This window comes from Ferrovibrio sp. GW821-FHT12E11 (genome assembly GCF_058806975.1).
In genome coordinates, this window is record NZ_JBXAQG010000001.1 from 3925510 (window position 1) to 3947891 (window position 22382).

23 protein-coding genes are annotated in these 22382 nt (G+C 64.4%); 18 read left to right on the forward strand and 5 right to left on the reverse strand.

Annotated features, from left to right (window positions below):
• Nucleotides 1–12 precede the first annotated feature (12 nt).
• Nucleotides 13–1929 (reverse strand): SurA N-terminal domain-containing protein, encoded by a 1917-nt coding sequence (locus AC1ROT_RS19540; RefSeq protein ID WP_493001007.1) that lies wholly within the window; start codon nucleotides 1927–1929, stop codon nucleotides 13–15.
• Nucleotides 1930–2115: 186 nt separating this feature from the next.
• On the opposite strand from AC1ROT_RS19540, the gene tpiA reads away from it, so the two are divergent.
• The 9 genes from tpiA to AC1ROT_RS19585 all read left to right on the forward strand — a co-directional run bounded on the left by tpiA (nucleotide 2116) and on the right by AC1ROT_RS19585 (nucleotide 10196).
• Nucleotides 2116–2871, forward strand: a complete 756-nt coding sequence (tpiA, locus tag AC1ROT_RS19545; RefSeq protein WP_493001009.1) for a triose-phosphate isomerase — start codon at nucleotides 2116–2118, stop codon at nucleotides 2869–2871.
• Nucleotides 2872–2877: 6 nt separating this feature from the next.
• Nucleotides 2878–3903, forward strand: coding sequence for a lysine-2,3-aminomutase-like protein (locus AC1ROT_RS19550; RefSeq protein WP_493001013.1), 1026 nt, complete (start codon nucleotides 2878–2880; stop codon nucleotides 3901–3903).
• 345 nt (nucleotides 3904–4248) lie between these two features.
• A complete protein-coding gene (gene secG / locus AC1ROT_RS19555) occupies nucleotides 4249–4557 on the forward strand; it encodes a preprotein translocase subunit SecG (RefSeq protein ID WP_493001015.1) in 309 nt (102 codons plus the stop codon).
• A 110-nt stretch (nucleotides 4558–4667) separates the two neighbouring features.
• Complete coding sequence (gene pyrG / locus AC1ROT_RS19560) at nucleotides 4668–6299, forward strand: CTP synthase (RefSeq protein ID WP_492970867.1); 1632 nt, start codon at nucleotides 4668–4670, stop codon at nucleotides 6297–6299.
• Between the two features lie 127 nt (nucleotides 6300–6426).
• The gene (gene kdsA, locus AC1ROT_RS19565; RefSeq protein ID WP_493001017.1) at nucleotides 6427–7272 is read left to right on the forward strand and encodes a 3-deoxy-8-phosphooctulonate synthase; all 846 of its coding nucleotides are present in this window, start codon (nucleotides 6427–6429) and stop codon (nucleotides 7270–7272) included.
• A gap of 41 nt (nucleotides 7273–7313) precedes the next feature.
• Nucleotides 7314–7943 carry a MalM family protein gene (locus tag AC1ROT_RS19570; RefSeq protein ID WP_493001019.1) on the forward strand — a complete coding sequence of 210 codons (630 nt, stop codon included), beginning with the start codon at nucleotides 7314–7316 and terminating at the stop codon, nucleotides 7941–7943.
• A gap of 137 nt (nucleotides 7944–8080) precedes the next feature.
• Complete coding sequence (gene eno, locus AC1ROT_RS19575; RefSeq protein ID WP_493001021.1) at nucleotides 8081–9361, forward strand: phosphopyruvate hydratase; 1281 nt, start codon at nucleotides 8081–8083, stop codon at nucleotides 9359–9361.
• 11 nt (nucleotides 9362–9372) lie between these two features.
• Entirely contained in the window at nucleotides 9373–9726 is a 354-nt protein-coding gene (locus tag AC1ROT_RS19580) for a hypothetical protein (protein WP_492970861.1), read from the forward strand.
• Entirely contained in the window at nucleotides 9717–10196 is a 480-nt protein-coding gene (locus AC1ROT_RS19585; protein ID WP_493001023.1) for a GNAT family N-acetyltransferase, read from the forward strand. The genes AC1ROT_RS19580 and AC1ROT_RS19585 overlap by 10 nt, the downstream gene beginning before the upstream one ends.
• Here AC1ROT_RS19585 and AC1ROT_RS19590 read toward each other — a convergent pair.
• From AC1ROT_RS19590 to AC1ROT_RS19600, 3 genes are read right to left on the reverse strand one after another with little or no spacing between them, the layout of a single operon-like run.
• Nucleotides 10193–10618, reverse strand: a complete 426-nt coding sequence (locus AC1ROT_RS19590; RefSeq protein ID WP_493001025.1) for a DUF350 domain-containing protein — start codon at nucleotides 10616–10618, stop codon at nucleotides 10193–10195. The genes AC1ROT_RS19585 and AC1ROT_RS19590 overlap by 4 nt on opposite strands.
• Before the next feature lie 11 nt (nucleotides 10619–10629).
• Entirely contained in the window at nucleotides 10630–11760 is a 1131-nt protein-coding gene (locus AC1ROT_RS19595) for a glutathionylspermidine synthase family protein (protein ID WP_492970858.1), read from the reverse strand.
• Between the two features lie 5 nt (nucleotides 11761–11765).
• On the reverse strand, nucleotides 11766–12383 hold the full coding sequence (locus AC1ROT_RS19600; RefSeq protein ID WP_493001027.1) for a DUF1190 domain-containing protein: 618 nt from the start codon (nucleotides 12381–12383) through the stop codon (nucleotides 11766–11768).
• 152 nt (nucleotides 12384–12535) lie between these two features.
• Between AC1ROT_RS19600 and AC1ROT_RS19605 the strand changes: the two genes are divergently transcribed.
• The 9 genes from AC1ROT_RS19605 to AC1ROT_RS19645 all read left to right on the forward strand — a co-directional run bounded on the left by AC1ROT_RS19605 (nucleotide 12536) and on the right by AC1ROT_RS19645 (nucleotide 21869).
• On the forward strand, nucleotides 12536–12847 hold the full coding sequence (locus AC1ROT_RS19605; RefSeq protein WP_493001029.1) for an FtsB family cell division protein: 312 nt from the start codon (nucleotides 12536–12538) through the stop codon (nucleotides 12845–12847).
• Between the two features lie 173 nt (nucleotides 12848–13020).
• A complete protein-coding gene (pdhA, locus tag AC1ROT_RS19610) occupies nucleotides 13021–14031 on the forward strand; it encodes a pyruvate dehydrogenase (acetyl-transferring) E1 component subunit alpha (RefSeq protein WP_492970855.1) in 1011 nt (336 codons plus the stop codon).
• Nucleotides 14032–14052: 21 nt separating this feature from the next.
• The gene (locus AC1ROT_RS19615) at nucleotides 14053–15432 is read left to right on the forward strand and encodes a pyruvate dehydrogenase complex E1 component subunit beta (RefSeq protein ID WP_493001030.1); all 1380 of its coding nucleotides are present in this window, start codon (nucleotides 14053–14055) and stop codon (nucleotides 15430–15432) included.
• Between the two features lie 15 nt (nucleotides 15433–15447).
• Complete coding sequence (locus AC1ROT_RS19620; protein ID WP_493001032.1) at nucleotides 15448–16728, forward strand: pyruvate dehydrogenase complex dihydrolipoamide acetyltransferase; 1281 nt, start codon at nucleotides 15448–15450, stop codon at nucleotides 16726–16728.
• Between the two features lie 10 nt (nucleotides 16729–16738).
• Nucleotides 16739–17443: an SDR family oxidoreductase gene (locus AC1ROT_RS19625; RefSeq protein ID WP_493001034.1), complete on the forward strand. Its 705-nt coding sequence runs from the start codon at nucleotides 16739–16741 to the stop codon at nucleotides 17441–17443.
• 15 nt (nucleotides 17444–17458) lie between these two features.
• Nucleotides 17459–18865: a dihydrolipoyl dehydrogenase gene (lpdA, locus tag AC1ROT_RS19630; protein ID WP_493001036.1), complete on the forward strand. Its 1407-nt coding sequence runs from the start codon at nucleotides 17459–17461 to the stop codon at nucleotides 18863–18865.
• A 94-nt stretch (nucleotides 18866–18959) separates the two neighbouring features.
• A complete protein-coding gene (gene lipA, locus AC1ROT_RS19635) occupies nucleotides 18960–19916 on the forward strand; it encodes a lipoyl synthase (protein ID WP_493001038.1) in 957 nt (318 codons plus the stop codon).
• On the forward strand, nucleotides 19916–20392 hold the full coding sequence (locus tag AC1ROT_RS19640) for a type II toxin-antitoxin system RatA family toxin (protein WP_492970849.1): 477 nt from the start codon (nucleotides 19916–19918) through the stop codon (nucleotides 20390–20392). Before lipA ends, AC1ROT_RS19640 begins: the two co-directional genes overlap by 1 nt.
• 43 nt (nucleotides 20393–20435) lie before the next feature.
• The gene (locus AC1ROT_RS19645; protein ID WP_493001040.1) at nucleotides 20436–21869 is read left to right on the forward strand and encodes a malonyl-CoA decarboxylase; all 1434 of its coding nucleotides are present in this window, start codon (nucleotides 20436–20438) and stop codon (nucleotides 21867–21869) included.
• Here the strand turns inward: AC1ROT_RS19645 and AC1ROT_RS19650 are convergent.
• A complete protein-coding gene (locus tag AC1ROT_RS19650; RefSeq protein WP_493001042.1) occupies nucleotides 21866–22378 on the reverse strand; it encodes a CinA family protein in 513 nt (170 codons plus the stop codon). The genes AC1ROT_RS19645 and AC1ROT_RS19650 overlap by 4 nt on opposite strands.
• Between the last annotated feature and the right edge of the window lie 4 nt (nucleotides 22379–22382).

Sequence of the window (22382 nt, forward strand, 5' to 3'; positions counted from 1 at the left end):
GCTGTCTGGGGCTTACTGCTCGCCGGCGCTGATCGCGCGGGCGCGGGCCGCGGCATTCACGGTCACGCCGATCTCTTTCTGCAGGGTCAGGCGATACTGCTGCACCAGGTCCTGCGCCACGCCGCCGGCGAGTTGCTGTGCCGTCTGGTCCTGCTGCCGTGCAATCGAGGCCGCATCGGCCGGCTCGATGCGGGTGAGGCGGGCGACGATGGCATTGGCCCCGCCGCTCGGACCGGCTGTCGCGGCCGGACCAGTGACGACCTCGCCGACCTTGGCGTTGAACAGTGCCCCATTGATCACCGGCGAGAAATTGCGTTCTGCCGGCTGGCCCCGGGTCAGCGGCGCGCTCAGCTGCACGGTGGCGCCGATGCTGGCGGCTTCCTTGGCCAGGTCACCGCCGGCGCGCAGGCGTTCGGCGATCTGCTTGGCGCGATCTTCGGCCGCAGTGCTGCGGGCGCGCTGCTCCAGGGCCGCAACCACGTCAGCCTTCACGGCGTCCAGCGGCTTCAGGGCGGCCGGCTTGACCTCGGTAACCTTCAGCACGATGAGGCCAGTTTCGCTGTCCAGAATATGCGGTTCGGCATCCGGGCCCAGTTCAAAGGCATCGGTGAAGAAGGCCGGCAGCTTGGGCAGGGCGGCCACCGGCTTGCCGGCCATATCCTGCCCCTGGTTGTCGATATCGGCCGCCTGCTGCAGCGTCAGGCTCTGCGCCTTGGCAATTTCCTCCAGCGTGGCACCGCCGGCGATCTGGTCGTCGATCTGCTGGCGCAGCTTGACCATGCCTTCAAGCGCCTTGCGCAGGGCGATCTGCTGCTGCAGCTCGGCCTTGGCTTCCTCCAGGCTGCGGGTGCTGCCGGGCTGGATGTCGGTGATGCGCAGCAGATGGAAACCGAAGGCCGACTGCACCGGATCGCTCACCTTGTCCTTAGGCAGGGCGAAAGCGGCATTGGCGATGCCGGCCGGCAGCTCTTCGCGCGTGACCGTGCCGAGCTTGAGATCATCGGGCTTCAGCTTCAGCAGCCGTTCGGCCATGGCGGCAAAGCTCTCGCCCTTGGAAATGGCCTCGGCGGCGGCTTTCGCCTCGGCTTCGGTGGCGAACACCACCTGCTCGACGGCGCGCTTTTCCGCCGTGACATAGGCGCGGCTGTTGGCGTCGTATTCTTCGCGGATCTCGGCGTCGCTCACCGCCATCTGGCTGGCGCGCTGGGCGGCATCGAGGGCAATCCAGCTGACGCTGCGGCGCTCGGCTGCGGTATAGGCGACGGGATTGGCCTTATAGTATTCGTCCACCTGGGCATCGGTCGGCACCGGCGGGGCCGGCAGCTTGGCGGCGTCGATCACGGCATATTCGGCCAGGCGGCGTTCCAGGCGATAGGCGAGCACGGCGTCGACCATGGGCTTTGGCACGGTGGTCACGCTGCCGAACAGGCTGCCGACCAGCTGGGTGCGCGCGATGTCGTCGCGCAGCAGCGCCACCAGCATGCCTTCGCTGTAGCCTTCGTTGCGCAGATAGGTCTCGAACGCCATGCGGTCGAACTGGCCGGCCATGCCCTTGAAGGCCGGCGCGGCGATGATCATCTCGCGCACCTGCTGGTCGGTGACCTGGATACCCATGCCCTTGGCCGCCTGCACATAGAGCTTGTCTTCCACCAGACGGTTCAGCACGGTCTCGTCGAGGCCGAGCTGGCGGGCCTGGTCGGCGGAGAAGGCGTTGCCGAAGCGGCGCCGCAGATTGCTCACCTCGCGGCGGAAGGCCTCGGCGAATTCGCCCTGGCCGATGGCGGTGCTGCCGACCTTGGCGACATCGCCGCTGCCGCCGAAGCCGCCGACATAGTCGGCCACGCCCCAGATGCCGAAGCTGAAGATAAGGAGCACCATCAGACCCTTGGCAATCCAGGAGGCCGCGCCGGAACGCATCTGCTGCAGCATAAAACACCCAAAAAAGTGAAGCGAAACAAAGGCTCCCGCCAGATCACATGACCCCGGGCGGGTGGGCGCGCATACTAAAGCCCGGGCCCGGGGGCGGCAAGGCGCCGGCTTTGCCTTTCCGGGCGGAACTTGCTACGAAACCCGGGCTTTTCACCCTGCATCCTTTAGCGGCATACGAGGTCCCCCATGGCGGCGCGACGCCCCCTGATCGTCGGCAACTGGAAAATGAACGGCCTGGCCGCCAGTCTTGGCGAGGTCGCCGCTCTGGCCGGCCGCATCAAGGCACAGGCGCCGCAGGCCGAACTGGGCCTCTGCCCGCCGGCGACCCTGGTGGCGGCGATGGCGGCGGCGGCGAAAGATGTCGGCATCATGGTCGGCGGCCAGGACTGCCACGCCAAATCCGGCGGCGCCCATACCGGCGATATCAGCGCCGAGATGCTGAAGGATGCCGGCGCCAGTCTGGTGATCGTCGGCCATTCCGAACGCCGCGCCGATCATGGCGAGACCGATGCCCAGGTGCGGGCCAAGGCCGAGGCCGTCCATCGTGCCGGCCTGGTGGCCATCATCTGCCTGGGCGAGACGCTGGCGCAGCGCGACGCGGGCGAGACGCTGAAGGTGGTTTCGGCGCAGCTGCATGGCTCGCTGCCCGATGGCGCCACGGCTGCGAATACCGTGATCGCCTACGAGCCGGTCTGGGCCATCGGTACCGGCCGCACGCCGACCGAGGCCCAGGTGGCCGAGGTGCATGCAGCGATGCGCCAGCATCTGAAGGCGCGCTTCGATAGCGGCGACGGTTTCCGCCTGCTCTACGGGGGCTCGGTCAAGCCCGACAATGCGAAGGCCCTGATGGCCGTGGCCGATGTCGACGGCGCGCTGGTCGGCGGCGCTAGCCTGAAGGCCGCGGATTTCTGGCCGATCATCGAGGCGAAAGGCTTCAAGTAAACCCTCATGGGCAAGGTGGAACGCGACAGCGACGGACAGATCGCGGCCCTGAAACAGGTGGCCGAACAGTTCGCCGTGGCCGTCACGCCGCATATTCAGTCTTTAATCGACGCTTCCGATCCGAAAGACCCGATCGCGCGGCAGTTTCTGCCCGATGCGGCCGAGCTGGCGATTCACGACCACGAGCGCGGCGATCCGATCGGCGATGACGCCCACAGTCCGGTAGCCGGCATCGTGCATCGCTATCCCGACCGCGTGCTGCTCAAGCTGGTCAATGTCTGTCCGGTCTACTGCCGCTTCTGTTTCCGCCGCGAGATGGTGGGGCCAGGCTCGAAGGGCCTGAACACCGACCAGCTCGATGCCGCCATCGACTATATCGCGCAGCATCCAGCCATCTGGGAGGTCATCCTCACCGGCGGCGATCCGCTGATCGTGGCGCCGCGCCGCCTGAAAGAGGTGATCGCCAAACTCAACGCCATTCCGCATCTGGGTGTCATCCGCATCCACAGCCGCGTGCCGGTGGTCGATCCCGCCCGCATCAACGACGCGATGATCGACGCGCTGAAAAGCAGCGACAAGGCCGTGTGGCTGCTGCTGCATGCCAACCATGCGCGCGAATTCGTTAGCGAGGCCAGGGATGCGATCCGCAGACTGGTCGACGCCGGCGTGCCGATGCTGGGGCAATCCGTGCTGCTGCGCGGCGTCAACGACAGCCCGGCGGCGCTGACCGACCTGTTCCGCGCCATGGTCGCCAACCGCATCAAGCCGCATTACCTGCATCACGGCGACCTGGCCCGCGGCACCAGCCATTTCCGGCTCAGCCTGGAAGAGGGCCAGCAGCTCATGCGCCGGCTGCGCGGCCATACTTCGGGCCTGCTGCAGCCGACCTATATCCTCGACATCCCCGGCGGCCACGGCAAAGTGCCGGTCGGGCCGGCATATATCGAGCCGCAGGCGGATGGGTCCTGGCAGGTCACCGACCCCTGGGGCTGCACACACGCGTATGACGATCCGGGCCTCCCGGAGCGCTGAACCGCCCGCTGAAGCAGTCTTGGCTGGCGCTATTCGCGCTTATTCGAGTCTTATTTCTCCTTATTTGAGTCTTATCCGGGCTTATTCGATCCTTATTGCGGCTTATTCGGTCTTATTTCGTGCGGGCCGCTTCAATCCGATTGAGGCGTCAGGCCCGGCCAATACTTCTCCATTGCGCCTCAAGGCGTTGTAGGACCGGGCGGTGGATCGACAGGGACAAGGCAATCGTGAACATTATAGGAACATTTGCCCAAAGTCAATTCCCCGATCCCTTTGCGGCGGCAGGGTCTTTCCCTATCTGAGGGGAGGGTGTAAAAGCCCCCGGACTTTGGAGAGATTCGACCCATGATGACCTTCCTTCTGGTGGTGCATATCCTGCTGGCCCTGGCGCTGATCGGCGTCATTCTGGTGCAGCGGTCGGAAGGCGGCGCGCTGGGCATGGGCGGCGGTGGCGGCGGCGGGTTCATGACCGCGCGCGGCTCGGCCAACCTGCTGACCCGTACCACGGCGATTCTGGCGGTGCTGTTCTTCATCACCAGCATCACGCTGGCGATTCTCGCCGGCGGTCACTCCAAGCCGCGCTCGATTCTCGACGGGCCGGCCACCGCGGCCCCGGCCGAAGCCCCCAAGCCGGCCGTGCCGCTGTCGCAGTAAGCGTTTCTAATCGCCTGAACTGAAAGACTCTTTTCGTCTTTGTGAAATCGCGCGAGTCGGCGCGAACGGACCCTTTTTTGTGTCGGATGGATAGGTTAGACAGGTCTCCCATGACGCGGTACATCTTCATCACCGGCGGCGTGGTCTCCTCCCTCGGAAAAGGTCTCGCTTCGGCGGCGCTCGGCGCCCTGCTGCAGGCGCGCGGCTATACCGTCCGCCTGCGCAAGCTCGACCCCTATATCAACGTCGATCCGGGCACCATGAGCCCGTATCAGCATGGCGAGGTCTTCGTCACCGATGACGGCGCCGAGACCGATCTCGATCTCGGCCATTACGAGCGCTTCACCGGCGTGCCCGGCCGCAAGACCGACAACATCACCACCGGCCGCATCTACCAGACCGTGATCGCCAAGGAACGCCGCGGCGACTATCTGGGCGGCACCGTGCAGGTGATCCCGCATATCACCGACGCCATCAAGGACTTCATCGCCGACGACCGCGAAGGCGTTGACTTCATGCTGGTCGAAGTCGGCGGCACGGTGGGCGATATCGAAAGCCTGCCCTTCCTGGAAGCCATCCGCCAGTTCGGCCTGGAAGCCGGCCGCGGCCAGGCGGTTTATATCCATTGCACGCTGGTGCCGTTCATTGCCGCCAGCGGCGAGCTGAAGACCAAGCCGACCCAGCATTCGGTGAAGGAGCTGCGCTCCATCGGCATCCAGCCCGATATCCTGCTCTGCCGTGCCGACCGCGAGATTCCGCAGGGCGACCGCCGCAAGATGGCGCTGTTCTGCAATGTGCGCGAAGAGGCCGTGATCGAGGCGCTGGACGTCAGCACCATCTATGCCGCGCCGCTGTCCTATCACGAGGCCGGGCTGGACGTGCAGGTGCTGAAAGCCTTTGGCATCGATGCCGGCAAGGCGCCGGACCTGAGCGGCTGGCAGAATGTCGTGCAGCGCGTGATCGCGCCCGAGAACAAGGTCAAGGTCGCCATCGTCGGCAAGTATACCGGCCTGAAGGATGCGTATAAGTCGCTGGCCGAGGCGCTGGTGCATGGCGGCATCGCCAACAACGCCCGCGTCGATATCGAATGGATCGAGTCCGAGATATTCGAGAAGGACGAGACCGCGCTGCAGGCGCTGGAGGGCGTGCATGCCATCCTGGTGCCCGGCGGCTTCGGCGAACGCGGCTCGGAAGGCAAGATCCGCGCCGTCACCTTCGCGCGCGAGCGCCGCATTCCCTATTTCGGCATCTGCTTCGGCATGCAGATGGCGGTGATCGAGGCGGCGCGCAATCTCGCCGGCCTGAAAGACGCCAGCAGCACCGAATTCGGACCCGCGAAAGAACCTCTCGTGGGCATGATGACCGAATGGATGCGCGGCAACGAACTGGAGCAGCGCAGCCAGGCCGGCGATCTGGGCGGCACCATGCGGCTCGGCGCCTACGATGCAGCGCTGAAGCCCGGCAGCCGCGTGGCTGAGGTCTATGGCAACACGACCGTGTCGGAACGACATCGTCACCGGTATGAAGTGAACACCAAGTATCGCGGCAAGCTGGAAGGCTGCGGCCTGGTCTTTTCCGGCATGTCGCCCGACGGCCTGCTGCCCGAGATCGTGGAATTCCCCAACCACCCCTGGTTCATCGGCGTGCAGTATCATCCGGAGCTGAAGTCGAAGCCGTTCGAGCCGCATCCGCTGTTCGCCAGCTTCATCGAAGCGGCACTGAAGCAGTCGCGACTGGTCTGACCATAGAGTGTCATGGCCGGATTCCGGCCATCCACGTCTTTGTAATGGAACGACCCTAAGTAAGGCATGGATGCCCGAGACAAGCCCGGGCATGACAGTTGTTATTTAAGTCATGGAGCCTTTGGCCGTGAGCGAAGCCCCCAATCCCATCCGCCATATCAGGATCGGCAATTTCGAGATCGGCAACGACCTGCCGTTCACGCTGTTGGCCGGGCCCTGCGCCATGGAAAGTCATGACCATGCCATCGATATGGCCGGCTCGCTGAAGGAACTGACCGGAAAGCTCGGCATCAACTTCATCTACAAGTCGTCGTTCGACAAGGCGAACCGCACCTCGATCCGCAGCAACCGCGGCTTTGGGCTGGAGAATGCGCTGCCGGTCTTCGATGAAATCCGCACCGTGCTCGGCCTGCCGGTGGTGACCGATGTGCATACCGAGGAACAGTGCCTGCTGGTTTCCGACAGCGTCGACATGCTGCAGATTCCGGCCTTCCTGAGCCGTCAGACCGACCTGCTGCTGGCCGCGGCGGCGACCGGCAAGGCGGTGAATGTGAAGAAGGGCCAGTTCCTGGCCCCCTGGGACATGAAGAACATCGTCGAGAAATTCGACCATGCCGGCAATCCCAACGTGCTGCTCTGCGAACGCGGCGTCTCTTTTGGGTACAATACGCTGGTCAACGACATGCGGGCGCTGCCGATCATGGCCGAGACCGGCTGCCCTGTTGTGTTCGACGCCACGCATTCGGTGCAGCAGCCGGGCGGCAAGGGCTCCAGCTCGGGCGGCGACCGCCGCTTCGTGCCGATCCTGGCGCGCGGCGCCGTAGCGATCGGCGTCGCCGCCGTATTCATGGAGACGCACAAGGACCCGGACAGCGCGCCGTCCGACGGCCCCAACATGGTGCCCTTCGACCAGATGGAAGGCGTGCTGGAGACGCTGCTCGAATTCGACCATCTCGCCAAGGCGAAGCACTGAGCGGCTGCTTGACAGTGATGACCCGCCGGAACTGGGCTGCGATGCTTCTGACGCTCGGCCTTCTGGCCGGCTGCGTCACCACGGAAGGCAATCGAGAAGCCTTCGCCAGACTGCAGGCGGCGCCGGTCTGCTGCATGTCGCTGGCCGATATCCCGGTGCAGTCCGCAGCCTTCGGTTTTGACGCTTGCTTCGATATCACGGAGACGTCGCCGGTCTTTCAGTTCGGCGCCCGCAAGAGCCATTTCAGCGCCTTCGCCCTACCGGTGTCGGACACGGCCTATCGCATCGTCGTACGTGGGCTTTTGTCCACTGCGGCCAGCGGCACGCCTGATCCGGTCTTCCAGCCGGCCCTGCTGTTTCTGAACGCGGATCGCCAGCCTGTACTCACGGTCGGGATCGAGCGGTTTGGGTACGCCGGGCCAACATTCCTCGATGGACCGGGGCTGGAAGTGACAACCACGGTCGAGCCCGCCATCGCCGCACGCTATCTGGTCATCTATACCGCAGCGTCGGGACCGGAGGATGGGCGCGTGCTGCCATTCCGGCAGAGCTTGTCCAACGCGTTGCTGTTCGGCTCCGCCGGGAATACTCATGCTGGCGGCGGCACCGTGCGCAGTCAGCCGACCCCGACCGGCAATCTGCGTCTGACGATCCGGCCACCCGACCGCTAGGGCTGCAGAAAAAGCCCCGTTTTACCCACAGCCTGCCTCCGTCTGGCCACACCCCGGGCCTTGCCCCTCGGCCCCCGGCGGGCTATCCCTTTGGCCTCCTTTTTCCTGCCTTTTCCGTCTGCAGAAGGACCCCCGTAATGAGCGGCATCACCGATATCCTGGCGCGCGAAATTCTCGACAGCCGTGGCAACCCCACCGTCGAGGTCGACGTGGTGCTGGAGAGCGGCGCTTCGGGTCGCGCCGCCGTGCCGTCGGGCGCCTCAACCGGTGCCCATGAGGCCGTCGAACTGCGCGACGGCGACAAGAAGCGCTATCTGGGCAAGGGCGTGCTCAAAGCCGTCGAAGCCGTGAATACCGAACTCTATGACGCGCTGGCCGGCTTCGAGGCCAGCGAGCAGCTGCGCATCGACCGCACCATGATCGATCTCGACGGCACGCCGAACAAGGCGCGCCTCGGTGCCAACGCCATTCTGGGCGTCTCGATGGCCGTGGCCAAGGCGGCGGCGGCCGAAGCCGATCTGCCGCTGTATCGCTATGTGGGCGGGGCTGCGGCCCATGTGCTGCCGGTGCCGATGATGAATATCATCAACGGCGGCGCCCATGCCGACAATCCCATCGATGTGCAGGAATTCATGATCATGCCGGTGGCGGCCGAGAGCGTGGCCGAGGCCGTGCGCATGGGTGCCGAGGTGTTCCATACGCTGAAGAAGAAGCTGAAGGATGCCGGCCACAACACCAATGTGGGTGACGAGGGTGGCTTCGCGCCGAACCTGCCGAGCACCCGCGGCGCGCTCGACTTCATCATGCAGGCCATCGAGGCCGCCGGCTACAAGGCCGGCAAGGATGTGATGATCGCGCTGGATGCCGCCAGCACCGAATTCTTCAAGGACGGCCAGTATCATCTCGACGGCGAGAATCTGAAGCTGTCACCGTCCGACATGGTGAAATACTGGGCCAAGCTGGCCGGCGACTATCCGATCGTCTCGATCGAGGACGGCATGGCCGAAGACGACTGGAAGGGCTGGAAGGAACTGACCGACGTGATCGGCGCCAAGTGCCAGCTCGTCGGCGACGATCTGTTCGTCACCAACCCCAAGCGACTGGCCGATGGCATCAAGCAGGGTGTCGGCAACGCCATTCTCGTGAAGGTGAACCAGATCGGCACGCTGTCGGAGACACTGGAAGCCGTCGAGCTCGCGCACAAGAACGGCTATCGCGCCGTGATGTCGCATCGCTCGGGCGAGACCGAGGACAGCACCATTGCCGATCTCGCGGTCGCCACCAACTGCGGCCAGATCAAGACCGGCTCGCTGGCCCGTTCGGACCGCATGGCCAAGTACAACCAGCTGATCCGCATTGAGCAGCAGCTCGATTCTGCGGCTTTCTATCCGGGCCTCTCGGCCCTCAAGGGCCGCTAAGCAGACAGTCGATGATGAGCCGGGGGGTAATCATCATCGCACTCGCCGCCGCGCTGTGCATTGCCGGCGCGGCGGCGGACTCTTTTGCCCAGTCCATGAATATCGTCGGCAAATGGGCGGTGAGCCAGAGCCGCTGCGAGGACGAGGTGCTGGAATTCAGCGCCGATGGCAAGTTCCATTCGACGCTGGACGAACGCGAGACCCGCGAGGGCAAATACCGCCTCGGCCGCGACCGCATCATCCTGATCGACGAGGACGAGCCCGACCGCGAGCTGGCGCTGATGATCCTGGATTACACGCCGACGCGGCTGGTCGCTTTCGACGAGACCATCGAAAGCGACCGCCGGCTGGTGCGGTGCCGGTAACGGTCCGTCGCTACCGGCCCGAAGACGCGGCACCCATCGCTGCTCTCTATAGGGAATCTGTCGCTGAGATCGGCAGCCGCGATTATACCGCAGCGCAGGTCGCGGCCTGGCTGTCCGTTGCACCCTCGGCGGAACGCATCGACACCTTGGCCAGCGATGGCCGACTAACGCTGGTGGCCGTGGGCGATGCGGGACTGCTCCTGGGCTTCACCGACCTTGAGGCCGATGGCCATATCCACTACCTGTACTGCGCGCCGCAGGCTGTCGGTGCCGGTGTAGCGCTGGCACTATATTTAGCCTTGGAAGCGGAAGCGCAGCAGCGTGGATTGATCCGGCTCTATTCCGAAGCCAGCGAGGCCGCGCGGCGGTTCTTCCTGAAGCAGGGTTTCACGGTGACGGCGCGGCGTGACTTCACGGTCTCAGGCGTGGCAATTCATAACTACGCCGTGCAGAAACGGCTGGGCCCTTAGTAAGTCATGCAGGCGGCGTTCAGCACGCCGATGCTGATGCTGAAGGTGGCGGCGGTGATGCCGGCCGAGAGTTCGCCCTTGCTGATGCGCTCGGGCAGGTGGGCTAGCAGCGCGCGGGCGACGCCGAAGGCGCCGAGCTGTATAACGAGTGCCACCAGGCCCCAGACCAGCATGTCCATCAGGCTGAGCGAATTCATGATCGCGCTGCCCAGCGGCAGCACGAAGCCGATCATCGCACCGGCCAGCGAGATGGCGGCGGCGCTGTTGCCTTCGCGGATCAACCGCCATTCATGCTGTGGCGTCAGCCGGGTATAGATGACCAGGAAGGCGCTGAGCAGGATCAGTGCGCAGAGGAAATACAGCGCGAAATCCGGCAGCGTGAACAGGTAGCGGCTGAAATTCGGCGAGGTGGTGCTGATCATGATGATGATCCCTATTCAAACAGATGCGGCACGAAGCGGCTGGTGTTGCGGGTAATCGGACTCTTGTCTTCGCGGATGCCGAGCCCGCAGGCGCGCGAGGCGATCACCCAGACTCCGAGCACCGGATAGAAGCCGTCGAATGCCGGCATCTCGATGGCCTGCTGATACACGAGCTTCTCCGGCGCCGGATCGCCGCTGGCCGGCGTCTGCGCCACGATCTGGCCGGCCGCGTCATACTGCGTGATGCCGCCGCCCTCGCGGCCCCAGAAGGGTTTGGCAATGCGCGGCCCCTTGATGTCGGCGGCATCGAAGCTGGCCGGCAGCAGGTTTTCATGCTCGGGATGCGCCTGCCACAGCAGCGGCAGGATCGCCTTGGTGGAGAGCAGCATTTTCCAGGCCGGCTCGATCATCTTGACGCCGCTGGGCTGGATGTTGGCGGAAAAATCTTCCTGCAGCAGCCATTCCCAGGGGTAGAGCTTGAACAGCGTGGTGATCGGCTTGGCGGCGAGGTCGACGAAGCGCTTGCCGGTCCAGCCGATCTCGTCGATGAACAGCCGGTCGGTGTCCAGCCCAGCCTGCACGGCGGTATCGCGCAGATACTCGGTGGTGCCGAGGTCTTCGGCATGGTCGCGCACGCAGGTGAAATGCACGCGATGGCCCCAGAGGCCGAAATGCTTCCAGGCCTCGATCAGGGTCTCATGGATGCCGTTGAACTGGTCGCAGTGGTTGCAGTAGCTGTCGAGCCATTCCCACTGCACGACGCTGGCTTCATAGAGCGCGGTCGGCGTGTCGGCATTGTATTCGAGCAGCTTGGGCGGTTTGGTGCCGCACCAGGCGAAGTCGAAGCGGCCGTAGAGATTCTTGTCCTGACGGCGCCAGCTGTCCTCGACCAGGCTGCAGGCGCGATCCGAAATCCCGAACGCACTGTAGTCGCCCCTGGCGATGATGCCATCGAGCAGTTCGAGGCTCATATCCTCCAGCCGCTGGGCCGCATCGTCGATCACATCGACCTCGGCCGCGGTGAAGCGATAGGCGGCGTCCTCGCACCAGTAGGGCTCGCCGTTGATCGTATGGAATTCGAAGCCGATCTTCTCGGCCCGCTCGCGCCAGTCGGGGCGCGGCTCGACCGTCAGCCGCTCCATCGGTGTTAGGAGCCGGCCGAAGAGGAGATGGCGCTGCCGGTGCGGCCAAAGCCGCCGCGCGACACAGCGTTCGGCGAAGCTGCCGGCGCATCGGGGAAGCGGTTGGCGCTGAGCTGGCCGAGCGGCTTGCCGCCGGAATAGGCGGTATTGGACGGATCGCGATACAGCGGCTGGGCGCCGAACCCGCCGCCGAGCGTGCGGCCGATCATGTAGCCCATCAGCATGGGCATGAAGATGCCGCCAGAACTGGCCTGCTGCGTCTGCTGGTTCAGCGGCGCCGGCTGCCCGGACGTGCTATTGGTGGGGTCGCCGGCCGGGGTGGCGGCCGAGAAGGCGTCGTTGCCGCCGGCCAGCACCTGATTGGGGGTGCCGCAGTTGCTGAGGCCGAACTGCGCCTCGCACTCCTCGCGCGTGGTGAAGCGGGGCGCGGTCTGCAGATGCTGGGCCCGGGCGTCAGCCAGGGCGGTGCGGCAGCCATCGGGATCGGGCTTGGTCGCGCATTCTTTCTGGTCGCGCAGCACGTCATGACCGGCCAGCGGATCGTCGCTGTTGTCGCAGCCGGCGAGGCCGACCAAACCCACGGTGCCCAGCAGGGCCAGACGGATCATTTTCGATTTGCGCATAACCGCAGCATAACCTTCTGCCCGGCAGCGGGGAAGGCAGTTCGGGGCCAAGATCCGGAATTCAGCCTAATCTGTTGATTCTCGTGTGAGAATCTTGAGTCCGACTCGGAAAAGGTTTGACCCGGCGACTCGGATATGATTCGATTCGAATCATGAGCGCTGTTCGTGAAATACGCCGCCATTCGCTGGCGGCCATTGTGCCGGTTATCTGTTTTGCCGCCATTGGTTACTTCGCCTACCACGCGATGGAAGGCGAACATGGCATCAACGCCTATACGCGGCTGACCCTGCAGATCCAGGACACCAGGGCGGCGCTGGCCGAGGTGACGGCCGAGCGCAAGACCATCGAGCGCCGGGTTGCCCTGCTGCGCACCGACAAGCTGGATGCCGACATGCTGGACGAACAGGGCAAACGGGTTCTGGGCCTGCTGCGCCCGGGCGAGCTGGTAATTCTCAGACGCTGAAACGGCCCTTTCCGGTAACGGAATTGCGCCGATTAACTGAAATCAAGTTAATCAGCCAAAAGCCGTTGTTTTAACTGAATTTAGCCGTCATCTTCGCTCCCGGCCGGTGTTACGGTACCGGCCAATGCCCCTGCGTAAAAGGGGCCGTCTGAGCTTCAGTCGGGAGAGAAACGATGGCGAAACCGGGCAAGGCCGCGGATGCGGCCAAGGGTGGCAAACTGCCGCCTGCCAAGGACCTGCTCAACTATTACCGCGACATGCTGCTGATCCGCCGCTTTGAGGAAAAAGCCGGCCAGCTCTACGGCATGGGCCTGATCGGTGGCTTCTGCCACCTCTATATCGGCCAGGAAGCGGTGGTCGTCGGCCTGCAGGCCTGCGCCAAGCTCGGCGATGCCGTCATCACCTCCTACCGGGATCACGGCCATATGCTGGCCACCGGCATGGACCCGAACGGCGTGATGGCCGAACTCACCGGGCGCGCCGGCGGCTATTCCAAGGGCAAGGGCGGCTCGATGCACATGTTTAGCCGCGAGAAGCATTTCTATGGCGGCCACGGCATCGTCGGCGCCCAGGTGCCGCTGGGCACCGGTCTGGCCTTCGCCCAGAAGTACAACAAGACCGACAATGTGACCTTCTGCTACTTCGGCGACGGCTCGTCCAATCAGGGCCAGGTCTACGAGAGCTTCAATATGGCCGAGCTGTGGAAGCTGCCGGTCATCTATGTGATCGAGAACAACCAGTATGCGATGGGCACCTCGGTGGCCCGCTCTTCGGCCCAGCCGGCGCTGTACAAGCGCGGCGAAAGCTTCGGCATCGCCGGCCGCCAGGTTGATGGCATGAGCGTAACGGCCGTGAAGGAAGCCGGCGAGGAAGCCGTCGCCCATTGCCGCGCCGGCAAGGGCCCGGTCATCCTGGAAATGATGACCTACCGTTATCGCGGCCATTCGATGTCCGATCCGGCGAAATACCGCTCGAAGGACGAAGTGAGCAAGATGCGCTCGGAGCACGATCCGATCGACCAGGTGCGGGCGCTGCTGCTGAACAACAAGATGACCGACGAGGATGCGCTGAAGGCCATCGACAAGGAGGTCAAGGACATCGTGCAGAAGTCTGCCGATTTCGCGCAGAGCAGTCCCGAGCCCGATGCGTCGGAGCTGTGGACCGACGTCTATGTCGAAGCGTGAAGCGGGCAGGAGGATTTAACGATGTCCATTGAGATTCTGATGCCTGCCCTGTCGCCCACGATGACCGAAGGCAAGCTGGCCAAATGGCATAAGCGCGAAGGCGAAGAGGTCAAGGCCGGCGATATCATCGCCGAGATCGAGACCGACAAGGCGACGATGGAATTCGAAGCCGTCGACGAGGGTGTGCTGGAGAAGATCCTGGTCGCCGAAGGCACCGAGGGCGTCGCCGTGAACACGCCGATCGCGTCTTTGCGCGGCGAAGGCGAGGCAGCCGGTGCGGCTCCGGCCAAGAAGGCGGAAGCGCCGGCCCCGAAGGCCGAAGCCCCCAAGGAAGAGAAGGCTGTCGAGTCTGCCGTCACCGCGGCCAAGACTCCGGCGCCGGAGCTGAAGGATCCCGCCATTCCCGAAGGCACGCAGTTCGTCAGCATGACCGTGCGCGAGGCGATCCGCGAAGGCATGTCGGAAGAGATGCGCCGCGACCCGAAGGTCTTCCTGATGGGAGAGGAAGTCGCCCAGTACCAGGGCGCCTACAAGATCAGCCAGGGCATGCTGGACGAGTTCGGCCCCGACCGCGTGATCGATACGCCGATCACCGAGCAGGGCTTTGCCGGCCTGGGTGTCGGCGCGTCCTTCTACGGCCTGAAGCCGATCGTCGAATTCATGACGTTCAATTTCTCGATGCAGGCCATCGACCAGATCGTCAATTCGGCGGCCAAGACGCTCTATATGTCGGGTGGCCAGATGGGCAGCTCGATTGTCTTCCGCGGTCCGAACGGCGCGGCGGCGCGCGTCGCCGCCCAGCACAGCCAGGATTATGCCGCCTGGTATTCGCATATTCCGGGTCTCAAGGTGGTCGCGCCCTACAGCGCTGCCGATTTCAAGGGCCTGATCAAGGCGGCGATCCGCGATCCCAATCCGGTGATCTTCCTGGAGAACGAAATCCTCTATGGCCGCAGCTTCGAGGTGCCGAAGCTGGACGATTACATCGTGCCGATCGGCAAGGCGCGCATTGCCCGCAAGGGCAAGGATGTGACGCTGGTGGGCTATTCGATTGCGGTCGGCCATGCGCTGGCGGCGGCCGAAAAGCTGGCCGAAGAGGGCATCGACGCCGAAGTGATCGACCTGCGCACCATCCGTCCGATGGACCGCGCCACCATTGTCGAATCTGTCAAGAAGACCAACCGCCTCGTCACCATCGAGGAAGGCTTCCCGCAGTCCGGCATCGGGTCTGAGATCGCGGCCATCATCATGGAAGAGGCCTTCGATTACCTGGATGCGCCGGTGGTGCGCGTGCATGGCAAGGACGTGCCGATGCCCTATGCCGCCAACCTGGAAAAGCTGGCCCTGGTCACGGTGCCGGAAATCGTCGCGGCGGCGAAAGCCGTCTGCTACCGCAAGTAAGGGAGGGCCTGAAGGATGCCGATCGAAATCCTGATGCCGGCGCTCTCGCCCACGATGACCGAGGGCAAGCTGGCGAAGTGGCACAAGAAGGAAGGCGACGCGGTCAAGTCCGGCGACATCATCGCCGAGATCGAGACCGACAAGGCGACGATGGAATTCGAAGCCGTCGATGAAGGCAAGATCGGCAAGATACTGGTGGCCGAGGGCGCCGAGGGTGTGGCCGTGAACACGCCGATTGCCGTGCTGCTGGAAGAGGGCGAAAGCGCCAGTGATGTGAAGGCCGCCGCCAAGCCAGAAGAGAAGAAGCCCGAACCGAAGGCGGAAGAGAAGAAGGCCGAAGCGCCCAAGGCTGCTCCGGCCGCGGCGCCTGCCACTGCGCCGGTCAAGTCCCGTGATCGCGTCTTCGCCTCGCCGCTGGCGCGCCGCATGGCCGAACAGGCCGGCATCGATCTCAAGGCGGTGTCGGGCAGCGGTCCGCATGGCCGTATCGTCAAGGCCGATATCGAGAAGGCGCCCGCGGGCGCCAAGGCGGGTGCTGCGGCTCCGGCTGCTGCCGGCAAGGCTGCGCCGGTGGCCAGCGGCCCGGGCGCGCGCCAGCTCGCCGACCTGCTCAAGATGCCCTACAAGCTGGAGCCGCTGTCAGGGATGCGCAAGACCATCGCGCGCCGCCTGACCGAGTCCAAGCAGACGGTGCCGCATTTCTACCTGACCATCGACACCGAGATCGACGAGCTGCTGTCGCTTCGCAAGCGGCTGAACGACAAGACCGACGCCAAGATTAGCGTCAACGACTTCGTCATCCGCGCCGTGGCGCTGGCGCTCAAGAAAGTGCCGACCGCCAATGCCAGCTTCGATGACAGCGGCATGATGTATTACGAGCATGCCGATATCTCGGTCGCCGTGGCGACCCCGAACGGCCTGATCACGCCGATCATCAAGCAGGCCGAAGGCAAGGGGCTGACTCAGATTGCCACCGAGATGAAAGATCTCGCTGCACGGGCGCGGGACGGCAAGCTGAAGCCGGAGGAATTCCAGGGCGGCACCTTCTCGATCTCGAATCTCGGCATGTTTGGCGTGAAGCAGTTCGAAGCGGTGATCAATCCGCCGCAGGGCTGCATCCTCGCCATCGGTGCCGGCGAACAGCGCCCCATCGTGAAGAATGGCCAGATCGTGCCGGCCACCATCATGACCTGCACGCTGTCGGTCGATCATCGCGCCGTCGATGGTGCCGTCGGCGCGCAGTTCCTGCAGGCCTTCAAGGGCTTCATCGACGACCCACTGACCATGCTGCTGTGAGGCATTGACGATGGCTGAAGCAAAGGTTGCCATCGTCACCGGTGCCGGCAAGGGCATGGGTGCGGGGATTCTGAAAAAGCTGGCGGCCGATGGCTATCGCGTTGCCGCCATGTCGCCTTCGGGTGCGGCCAAGACGCTGGCCGAGAGCCTCGGTGGCGTCGGCACGGCCGGCTCCAATGCCAAGGCGGACGACGTCAAGGCGCTGGTCGACCTGACGCTGGATAAGTACGGCCGCATCGATGCGGTGGTGAACAACACCGGCCATCCGCCCAAGGGCAAGCTGCTCGACCTGGACGATGCCGCCTGGACCACCGGTTTCGAGCTGGTGCATCTGGCCGTCATCCGCATGGTGCGGCTGGTGACGCCGGTGATGCTCAAGCAGGGCAGTGGCGCCTTCGTCAATCTGCTGACCTATGCCACTTTCGAGCCGGAAAGCGATTTCCCCATCTCGGGTCCGGTGCGCGCGGCGGTGGCGGCCTTCTCCAAGGTCTATGCCGACCAGTATGCGGCGCAGGGCATCCGCATGAACAACGTGCTGCCTGGCTTTATCGACAGCCTGCCGTCGAAGGACGAGCGCATCGCGCGCATCCCGATGAAACGTTACGGCACGGTGCGCGAGATCAGCGATACGGTGGCCTTCCTGCTGTCGGAGCAGGCGAGCTACATCACCGGACAGAATATCCGCGTCGACGGCGGCATTACGCGGTCAGTTTGATTTAAGGAGGCCAGCATGGCTGATACCAGTTTCGATCTGATCGTGGTCGGCAGCGGGCCGGGCGGTTACACCACCGCCATCCGTGGCGCCCAGCTCGGCATGAAGACCGCAATCATCGAGCGCGAGCATCTGGGCGGCATCTGCCTGAACTGGGGCTGCATCCCGACCAAGGCGCTGCTGCGTTCGGCTGAGATTTACACCAACATCAAGCATGCCGAAGCCTATGGCTTCAAGGTCGAGGGCAAGGTCACCATCGACACCGCCAAGGTGGTGGAGCGGTCGCGTAAAGTCGCGGCGCAACTGTCCAACGGCGTGAAGTTCCTGATGAAGAAGCACAAGATCACCGTCTTCGACGGCGTCGGCGTGCTCAATGGTCCCGGCAAGGTCAAGGTGAGCAAGGACGGCAAGGCCGTTGCCGACCTGACCGCCAAGCACATCATCCTCGCCACCGGCGCACGCGCGCGTTCGCTGCCCGGCCTGGAGCCGGACGGCAAGCTGGTCTGGACCTACAAGGAAGCCATGGTGCCGACGGCGCTGCCGAAGTCGCTGCTGGTCATCGGCTCGGGTGCCATCGGCATCGAATTCGCCAGCTTCTACCGCCAGCTCGGTTCGGAAGTCACGGTCGTTGAAGTGATGGACCGCGTGCTGCCGGTCGAGGATGAGGAAATCTCCGGCCTGGCCAAGAAGGCTTTCGAGAAGCAGGGCATGAAGATTCATCTCGGCACGACGGTCACCGCGCTCAAGAAGGGCAGCGACACCGTCACCGCCGTGCTGAAGGACAAGGCCGGCAAGGAGAGCGAGATCACCGTCGAACGCGTGATCCTGGCTGTCGGCATCGTCGGCAATGTCGAGAATATCGGACTTGAGACCACCAAGGTGAAGGTCGAGAAGACCCATGTGGTGACGGATGAATACAGCCGCACGGCGGAGCCGGGCATCTATGCCATCGGCGACCTGACCGGTCCGCCCTGGCTGGCGCACAAGGCCGGCCATGAGGGCGTGATCTGCGTCGAGAAGATCGCCGGCGAGAAGGACGTGCATCCGCTCAATGTCAGCAACATCCCGGGCTGCACCTACTGCACGCCGCAGGTTGCCAGCGTCGGCCTGACGGAAGCCGCCGCCAAGGCCAAGGGCCATGCGGTGAAGGTCGGCCGCTACCCCTTCCTCGCCAACGGCAAGGCGATTGCGCTGGGCGAGCCGGAAGGCCTGGTCAAGACCGTGTTCGACGCCAAGACCGGCGAGCTGCTGGGCGCCCATATGATCGGCGCGGAAGTCACCGAGCTGATCCAGGGCTTCGGCATCGCCAAGACCCTGGAGACCACCGAGGTCGAGCTGATGCACGCGATCTTCCCGCATCCGACGCTCAGCGAAATGATGCATGAGTCGGTACTGGACGCCTATGGCAAGGCGCTGAATTTCTAGGCTTTTGCGGGCAGATGCGAGGGCAGGGGCTTTTCTGTATACTGCTCCTGCGCTACCTCAGCCCCAGAGGTCGCCAACAGGATTAGAGACTGCCGTGGTCATCAACGTTCATCCCCTCCCGGTCCGCCATCCCGAGAAGGCCCACAAGCCTGACACGCCGATGCTGCGCAAGCCGGACTGGATTCGCGTGAAGGCGCCGACCTCGCCGGAGGTGGCCGAGACGCGCCGGCTGATGCGCGAGCTGAACCTGAACACCGTCTGCGAGGAAGCGGCCTGCCCGAACCTGGGCGAATGCTGGAAGCAGAAGCATGCCACCGTGATGATCCTGGGCGCCGTCTGCACGCGCGCCTGCGCCTTCTGCAATGTCGCTACCGGCAAGCCCGGCGATGTCGATCATCATGAGCCGGCCCATGTGGCCGAGGCCGTGGGCAAGCTCGGGCTGCATCATGTGGTGATTACCTCGGTCGACCGCGACGACCTGCCCGATGGTGGCGCGTCGCAGTTCGTCCGCACCATCGAGGAAATCCGCAAATCCTCGCCGACCACCACCATCGAGATCCTGACGCCCGATTTCATTCGCAAGCCCGGCGCCATCGAGGCGGTCGTGGCCGCACGGCCCGATGTGTATAACCACAATCTGGAAACCGTGCCGCGGCTTTACCCGACCATCCGTCCCGGTGCGCGCTACTTCGCCTCGCTGCAGCTCCTGGCGCGGGTGAAAGAACTCGATCCGATGATGTTCACCAAGTCCGGGCTTATGGTCGGTCTTGGTGAAGAAAAGATCGAGATCATGCAGGTGATGGACGACATGCGCGCCGCCGATGTCGATTTTATTACCATCGGGCAATATCTGCAGCCGACCCGCAAGCATGCCGAAGTGAAGCACTTCGTCACGCCGGACGAGTTTGCCGCCTATGCGACGATTGCCAATTCCAAGGGCTTCCTGACCGTATCGGCCTCGCCGCTGACCCGTTCCTCGCATCATGCCGGCGACGATTTCGCCCGCCTGCGCGCGGCTCGCGAGGCCAAGTTCGCCGCCAAAGCCGTCTAGTGCCCACCCACGCGGAAAAACGCATCCTGCCCTATCGCCCCGACCAGCTTTATGCGCTGGTCGCCGGGATCGAGCATTACCCGAAATTCCTGCCCTGGTGCATCGGCGCGCGTATCCGCGAGCGCAGCGAAACTGTCGTGGTGGCCGACCTGATTATCGGCTTCAAGGTATTCCGCGAACGCTTCACCAGCCGGGTGACGCTCAGTCCCGAAGCCCGGCGGATCGATGTGGAATATACCGACGGCCCGTTCAAATACCTGAAGAACCACTGGATATTCTCGGCCCACCCGACCGGCTGCGAGATCGACTTCTATGTCGATTTCGAGTTCCGCTCCAGGCTGCTGCAGAAAACCATCGAGCTGCTGTTCAACGAAGCGGTCAAGCGCATGGTCGGCGCCTTCGAGACGCGGGCGCGCCAGCTCTATGGCGAGAATGGATTATCCCTGGCGCCTGGTGCTACGATCACGGCACTCTGACCCGGTTCGGGCGTTATCCTGAGCCTTTTCTGGAGTGTTCTGCATGGTCGCCCTGCCAACCCTTCCCAATCTGTCGATTTCCGGCACCCTGCTGGAGCGTGGCTTGCGCAGTCTGGTCGGCGCCTGGCGCGGCATCGCCGGCGGCGACGAGACCGCCCATCTGGTCCGCGAGGGCCTGAAGGACGCCAAGGATGTCGAACGGCTGCGCGGCCTGTTCGCCGAATGCCTGGAGGCGCGCGGCGGCGAGGTGGCGGCGCGGGCCCGGGCGGCAGCGCTCGGCCGGCTCTACCTGGCGCTCGACGATGCCGGCAAGCGCAGCTTCCTGCAGGTTCTGGCCAACGATTTTGCTGCCGATGATGCGGCGCTGGAAACCGCGATCCGCGAATTGCAGAAGGCCGAGGCGCCGATTGCCCGCCACAAGGCGGAGCGCAAGCTGCGCATGGCGCTGACGCCGCCGCGCCAGCGGCTGCTGACCCAGTTCACGGCTTTGCCGCAGGGCGTGAAATTCCTGGTCGATCTGCGCGCCGATGCCCTGCGCCTGCGCAAGGAAGTGCCGGAACTGGCGATCATCGATGCCGATCTGGAAGACCTGTGCGTCGCCTGGTTCGATATCGGCTTCCTGGAGCTGCAGCGCATCAGCTGGAACAGCCCGGCGGCTTTGCTGGAAAAGCTGATCGCCTATGAAGCCGTGCATGCCATCGAAAGCTGGGACGACCTGCGCAACCGCCTCGATGCCGACCGGCGCTGCTATGCCTTCTTCCATCCGCGCATGCCGCTGGAGCCGCTGATCTTCGTCGAGGTCGCGCTGGTCAAGGGCATTACCGGCAATGTGCAGGCGCTGCTCGATCAGGCCACGCCGGTGCTGGACCCGCGCGAAGCCGATACGGCGATCTTCTATTCGATCTCGAATACCCAGGTCGGCCTGCGCGGCATTTCGTTTGGCAACTTCCTGATCAAGCGCGTGGTCGACGACCTGACGCGCGACCTGCCGAACCTGAAGCAGTTCTCGACGCTGTCGCCGATCCCGGGCTTCCGCAAATGGCTGGAAGAGGCGGTGGCCGAAGGCACGCCGGATCTGGTCGAAAGCAAGGCGCGCGAAGAGCTGAGCCATGCCTTGGGGCAGCGCTTCTCCAAGGGCATGCTGCCGGCGCTGCTGAAAGATCATGCCTGGGCCGACAATGCCGCGCTGGTCGAAGCACTGAAGCCGGTGCTGACGCGGCTGGCCGCGCGCTATCTGCTGAGCACCGACAAGGGCAAACCGCTCGATCCGGTGGCGCGGTTTCACCTGAGCAACGGTTCCCAGGTGCATCGCCTGAACTGGATGGGCGACCGCTCGCGCAACGGCATGAAGCAGTCGGCCGGCCTGATGGTAAACTATCTCTACCGCCTGGACGATATCGACCAGAATCACGAACGCCTCGTGCGCGACGGGACGATTGCCGCCTCGGGAGACGTGAAGCGGCTGGCCGGGCTCTAGCCTTCGGCGGCCGCCGCCATCTGTTCAAGCATCTCGCCAGCCAGCGTCAGCGCGTCTTCCACCGTGGCGCTGCGCACGGCGCTGCGGCCGATCTCGCCATAGGTCATGCGCTGGTGCATGGTTTCCTGGCCCTGGCCAGCGACGGCGATATGCACCAGGCCCACCGGCTTTGTGGGCGAACCGCCACCGGGCCCGGCAATGCCGGTGCAGGCAATCGCGATATGGGCATTGCTCTTGCGCAAGGCACCTTCCGCCATGGCGCGTGCCACCGGCTCCGACACGGCGCCATGGCCGGCGATGATCTCGGCCGGTACGCCGATGGCATAGGTCTTGGCTTCGTTGGAATAGGTGACATAGCCGCGCTCGAACACATCCGATGAGCCGGCGATCTCGGTCAGCGTCGCAGCTATAAGCCCGCCGGTGCAGGATTCCGCCGTGGCCAGCATCGCGCCTTTGGCGCGGCAGCGGGCGAGCAGGTCTTCGGCAAGGCGCAACAGCGTATCGTCCATAGCG

Coding starts and splice junctions, on each gene's coding strand:
- AC1ROT_RS19625 (WP_493001034.1), top strand. CDS start 16,739: ATGGCTGAAGCAAAGGTTGCCATCGTCACCGGTGCCGGCAAGGGCATG.
- lpdA (WP_493001036.1), top strand. CDS start 17,459: ATGGCTGATACCAGTTTCGATCTGATCGTGGTCGGCAGCGGGCCGGGC.
- pyrG (WP_492970867.1), top strand. CDS start 4,668: ATGACGCGGTACATCTTCATCACCGGCGGCGTGGTCTCCTCCCTCGGA.
- eno (WP_493001021.1), top strand. CDS start 8,081: ATGAGCGGCATCACCGATATCCTGGCGCGCGAAATTCTCGACAGCCGT.
- AC1ROT_RS19605 (WP_493001029.1), top strand. CDS start 12,536: ATGAGCGCTGTTCGTGAAATACGCCGCCATTCGCTGGCGGCCATTGTG.
- AC1ROT_RS19550 (WP_493001013.1), top strand. CDS start 2,878: ATGGGCAAGGTGGAACGCGACAGCGACGGACAGATCGCGGCCCTGAAA.
- AC1ROT_RS19540 (WP_493001007.1), bottom strand. CDS start 1,929: ATGCTGCAGCAGATGCGTTCCGGCGCGGCCTCCTGGATTGCCAAGGGT.
- secG (WP_493001015.1), top strand. CDS start 4,249: ATGATGACCTTCCTTCTGGTGGTGCATATCCTGCTGGCCCTGGCGCTG.
- AC1ROT_RS19650 (WP_493001042.1), bottom strand. CDS start 22,378: ATGGACGATACGCTGTTGCGCCTTGCCGAAGACCTGCTCGCCCGCTGC.
- pdhA (WP_492970855.1), top strand. CDS start 13,021: ATGGCGAAACCGGGCAAGGCCGCGGATGCGGCCAAGGGTGGCAAACTG.
- tpiA (WP_493001009.1), top strand. CDS start 2,116: ATGGCGGCGCGACGCCCCCTGATCGTCGGCAACTGGAAAATGAACGGC.
- AC1ROT_RS19595 (WP_492970858.1), bottom strand. CDS start 11,760: ATGGAGCGGCTGACGGTCGAGCCGCGCCCCGACTGGCGCGAGCGGGCC.
- AC1ROT_RS19620 (WP_493001032.1), top strand. CDS start 15,448: ATGCCGATCGAAATCCTGATGCCGGCGCTCTCGCCCACGATGACCGAG.
- AC1ROT_RS19580 (WP_492970861.1), top strand. CDS start 9,373: ATGATGAGCCGGGGGGTAATCATCATCGCACTCGCCGCCGCGCTGTGC.
- AC1ROT_RS19590 (WP_493001025.1), bottom strand. CDS start 10,618: ATGATCAGCACCACCTCGCCGAATTTCAGCCGCTACCTGTTCACGCTG.
- AC1ROT_RS19615 (WP_493001030.1), top strand. CDS start 14,053: ATGTCCATTGAGATTCTGATGCCTGCCCTGTCGCCCACGATGACCGAA.
- AC1ROT_RS19645 (WP_493001040.1), top strand. CDS start 20,436: ATGGTCGCCCTGCCAACCCTTCCCAATCTGTCGATTTCCGGCACCCTG.
- AC1ROT_RS19570 (WP_493001019.1), top strand. CDS start 7,314: ATGCTTCTGACGCTCGGCCTTCTGGCCGGCTGCGTCACCACGGAAGGC.
- AC1ROT_RS19600 (WP_493001027.1), bottom strand. CDS start 12,383: ATGCGCAAATCGAAAATGATCCGTCTGGCCCTGCTGGGCACCGTGGGT.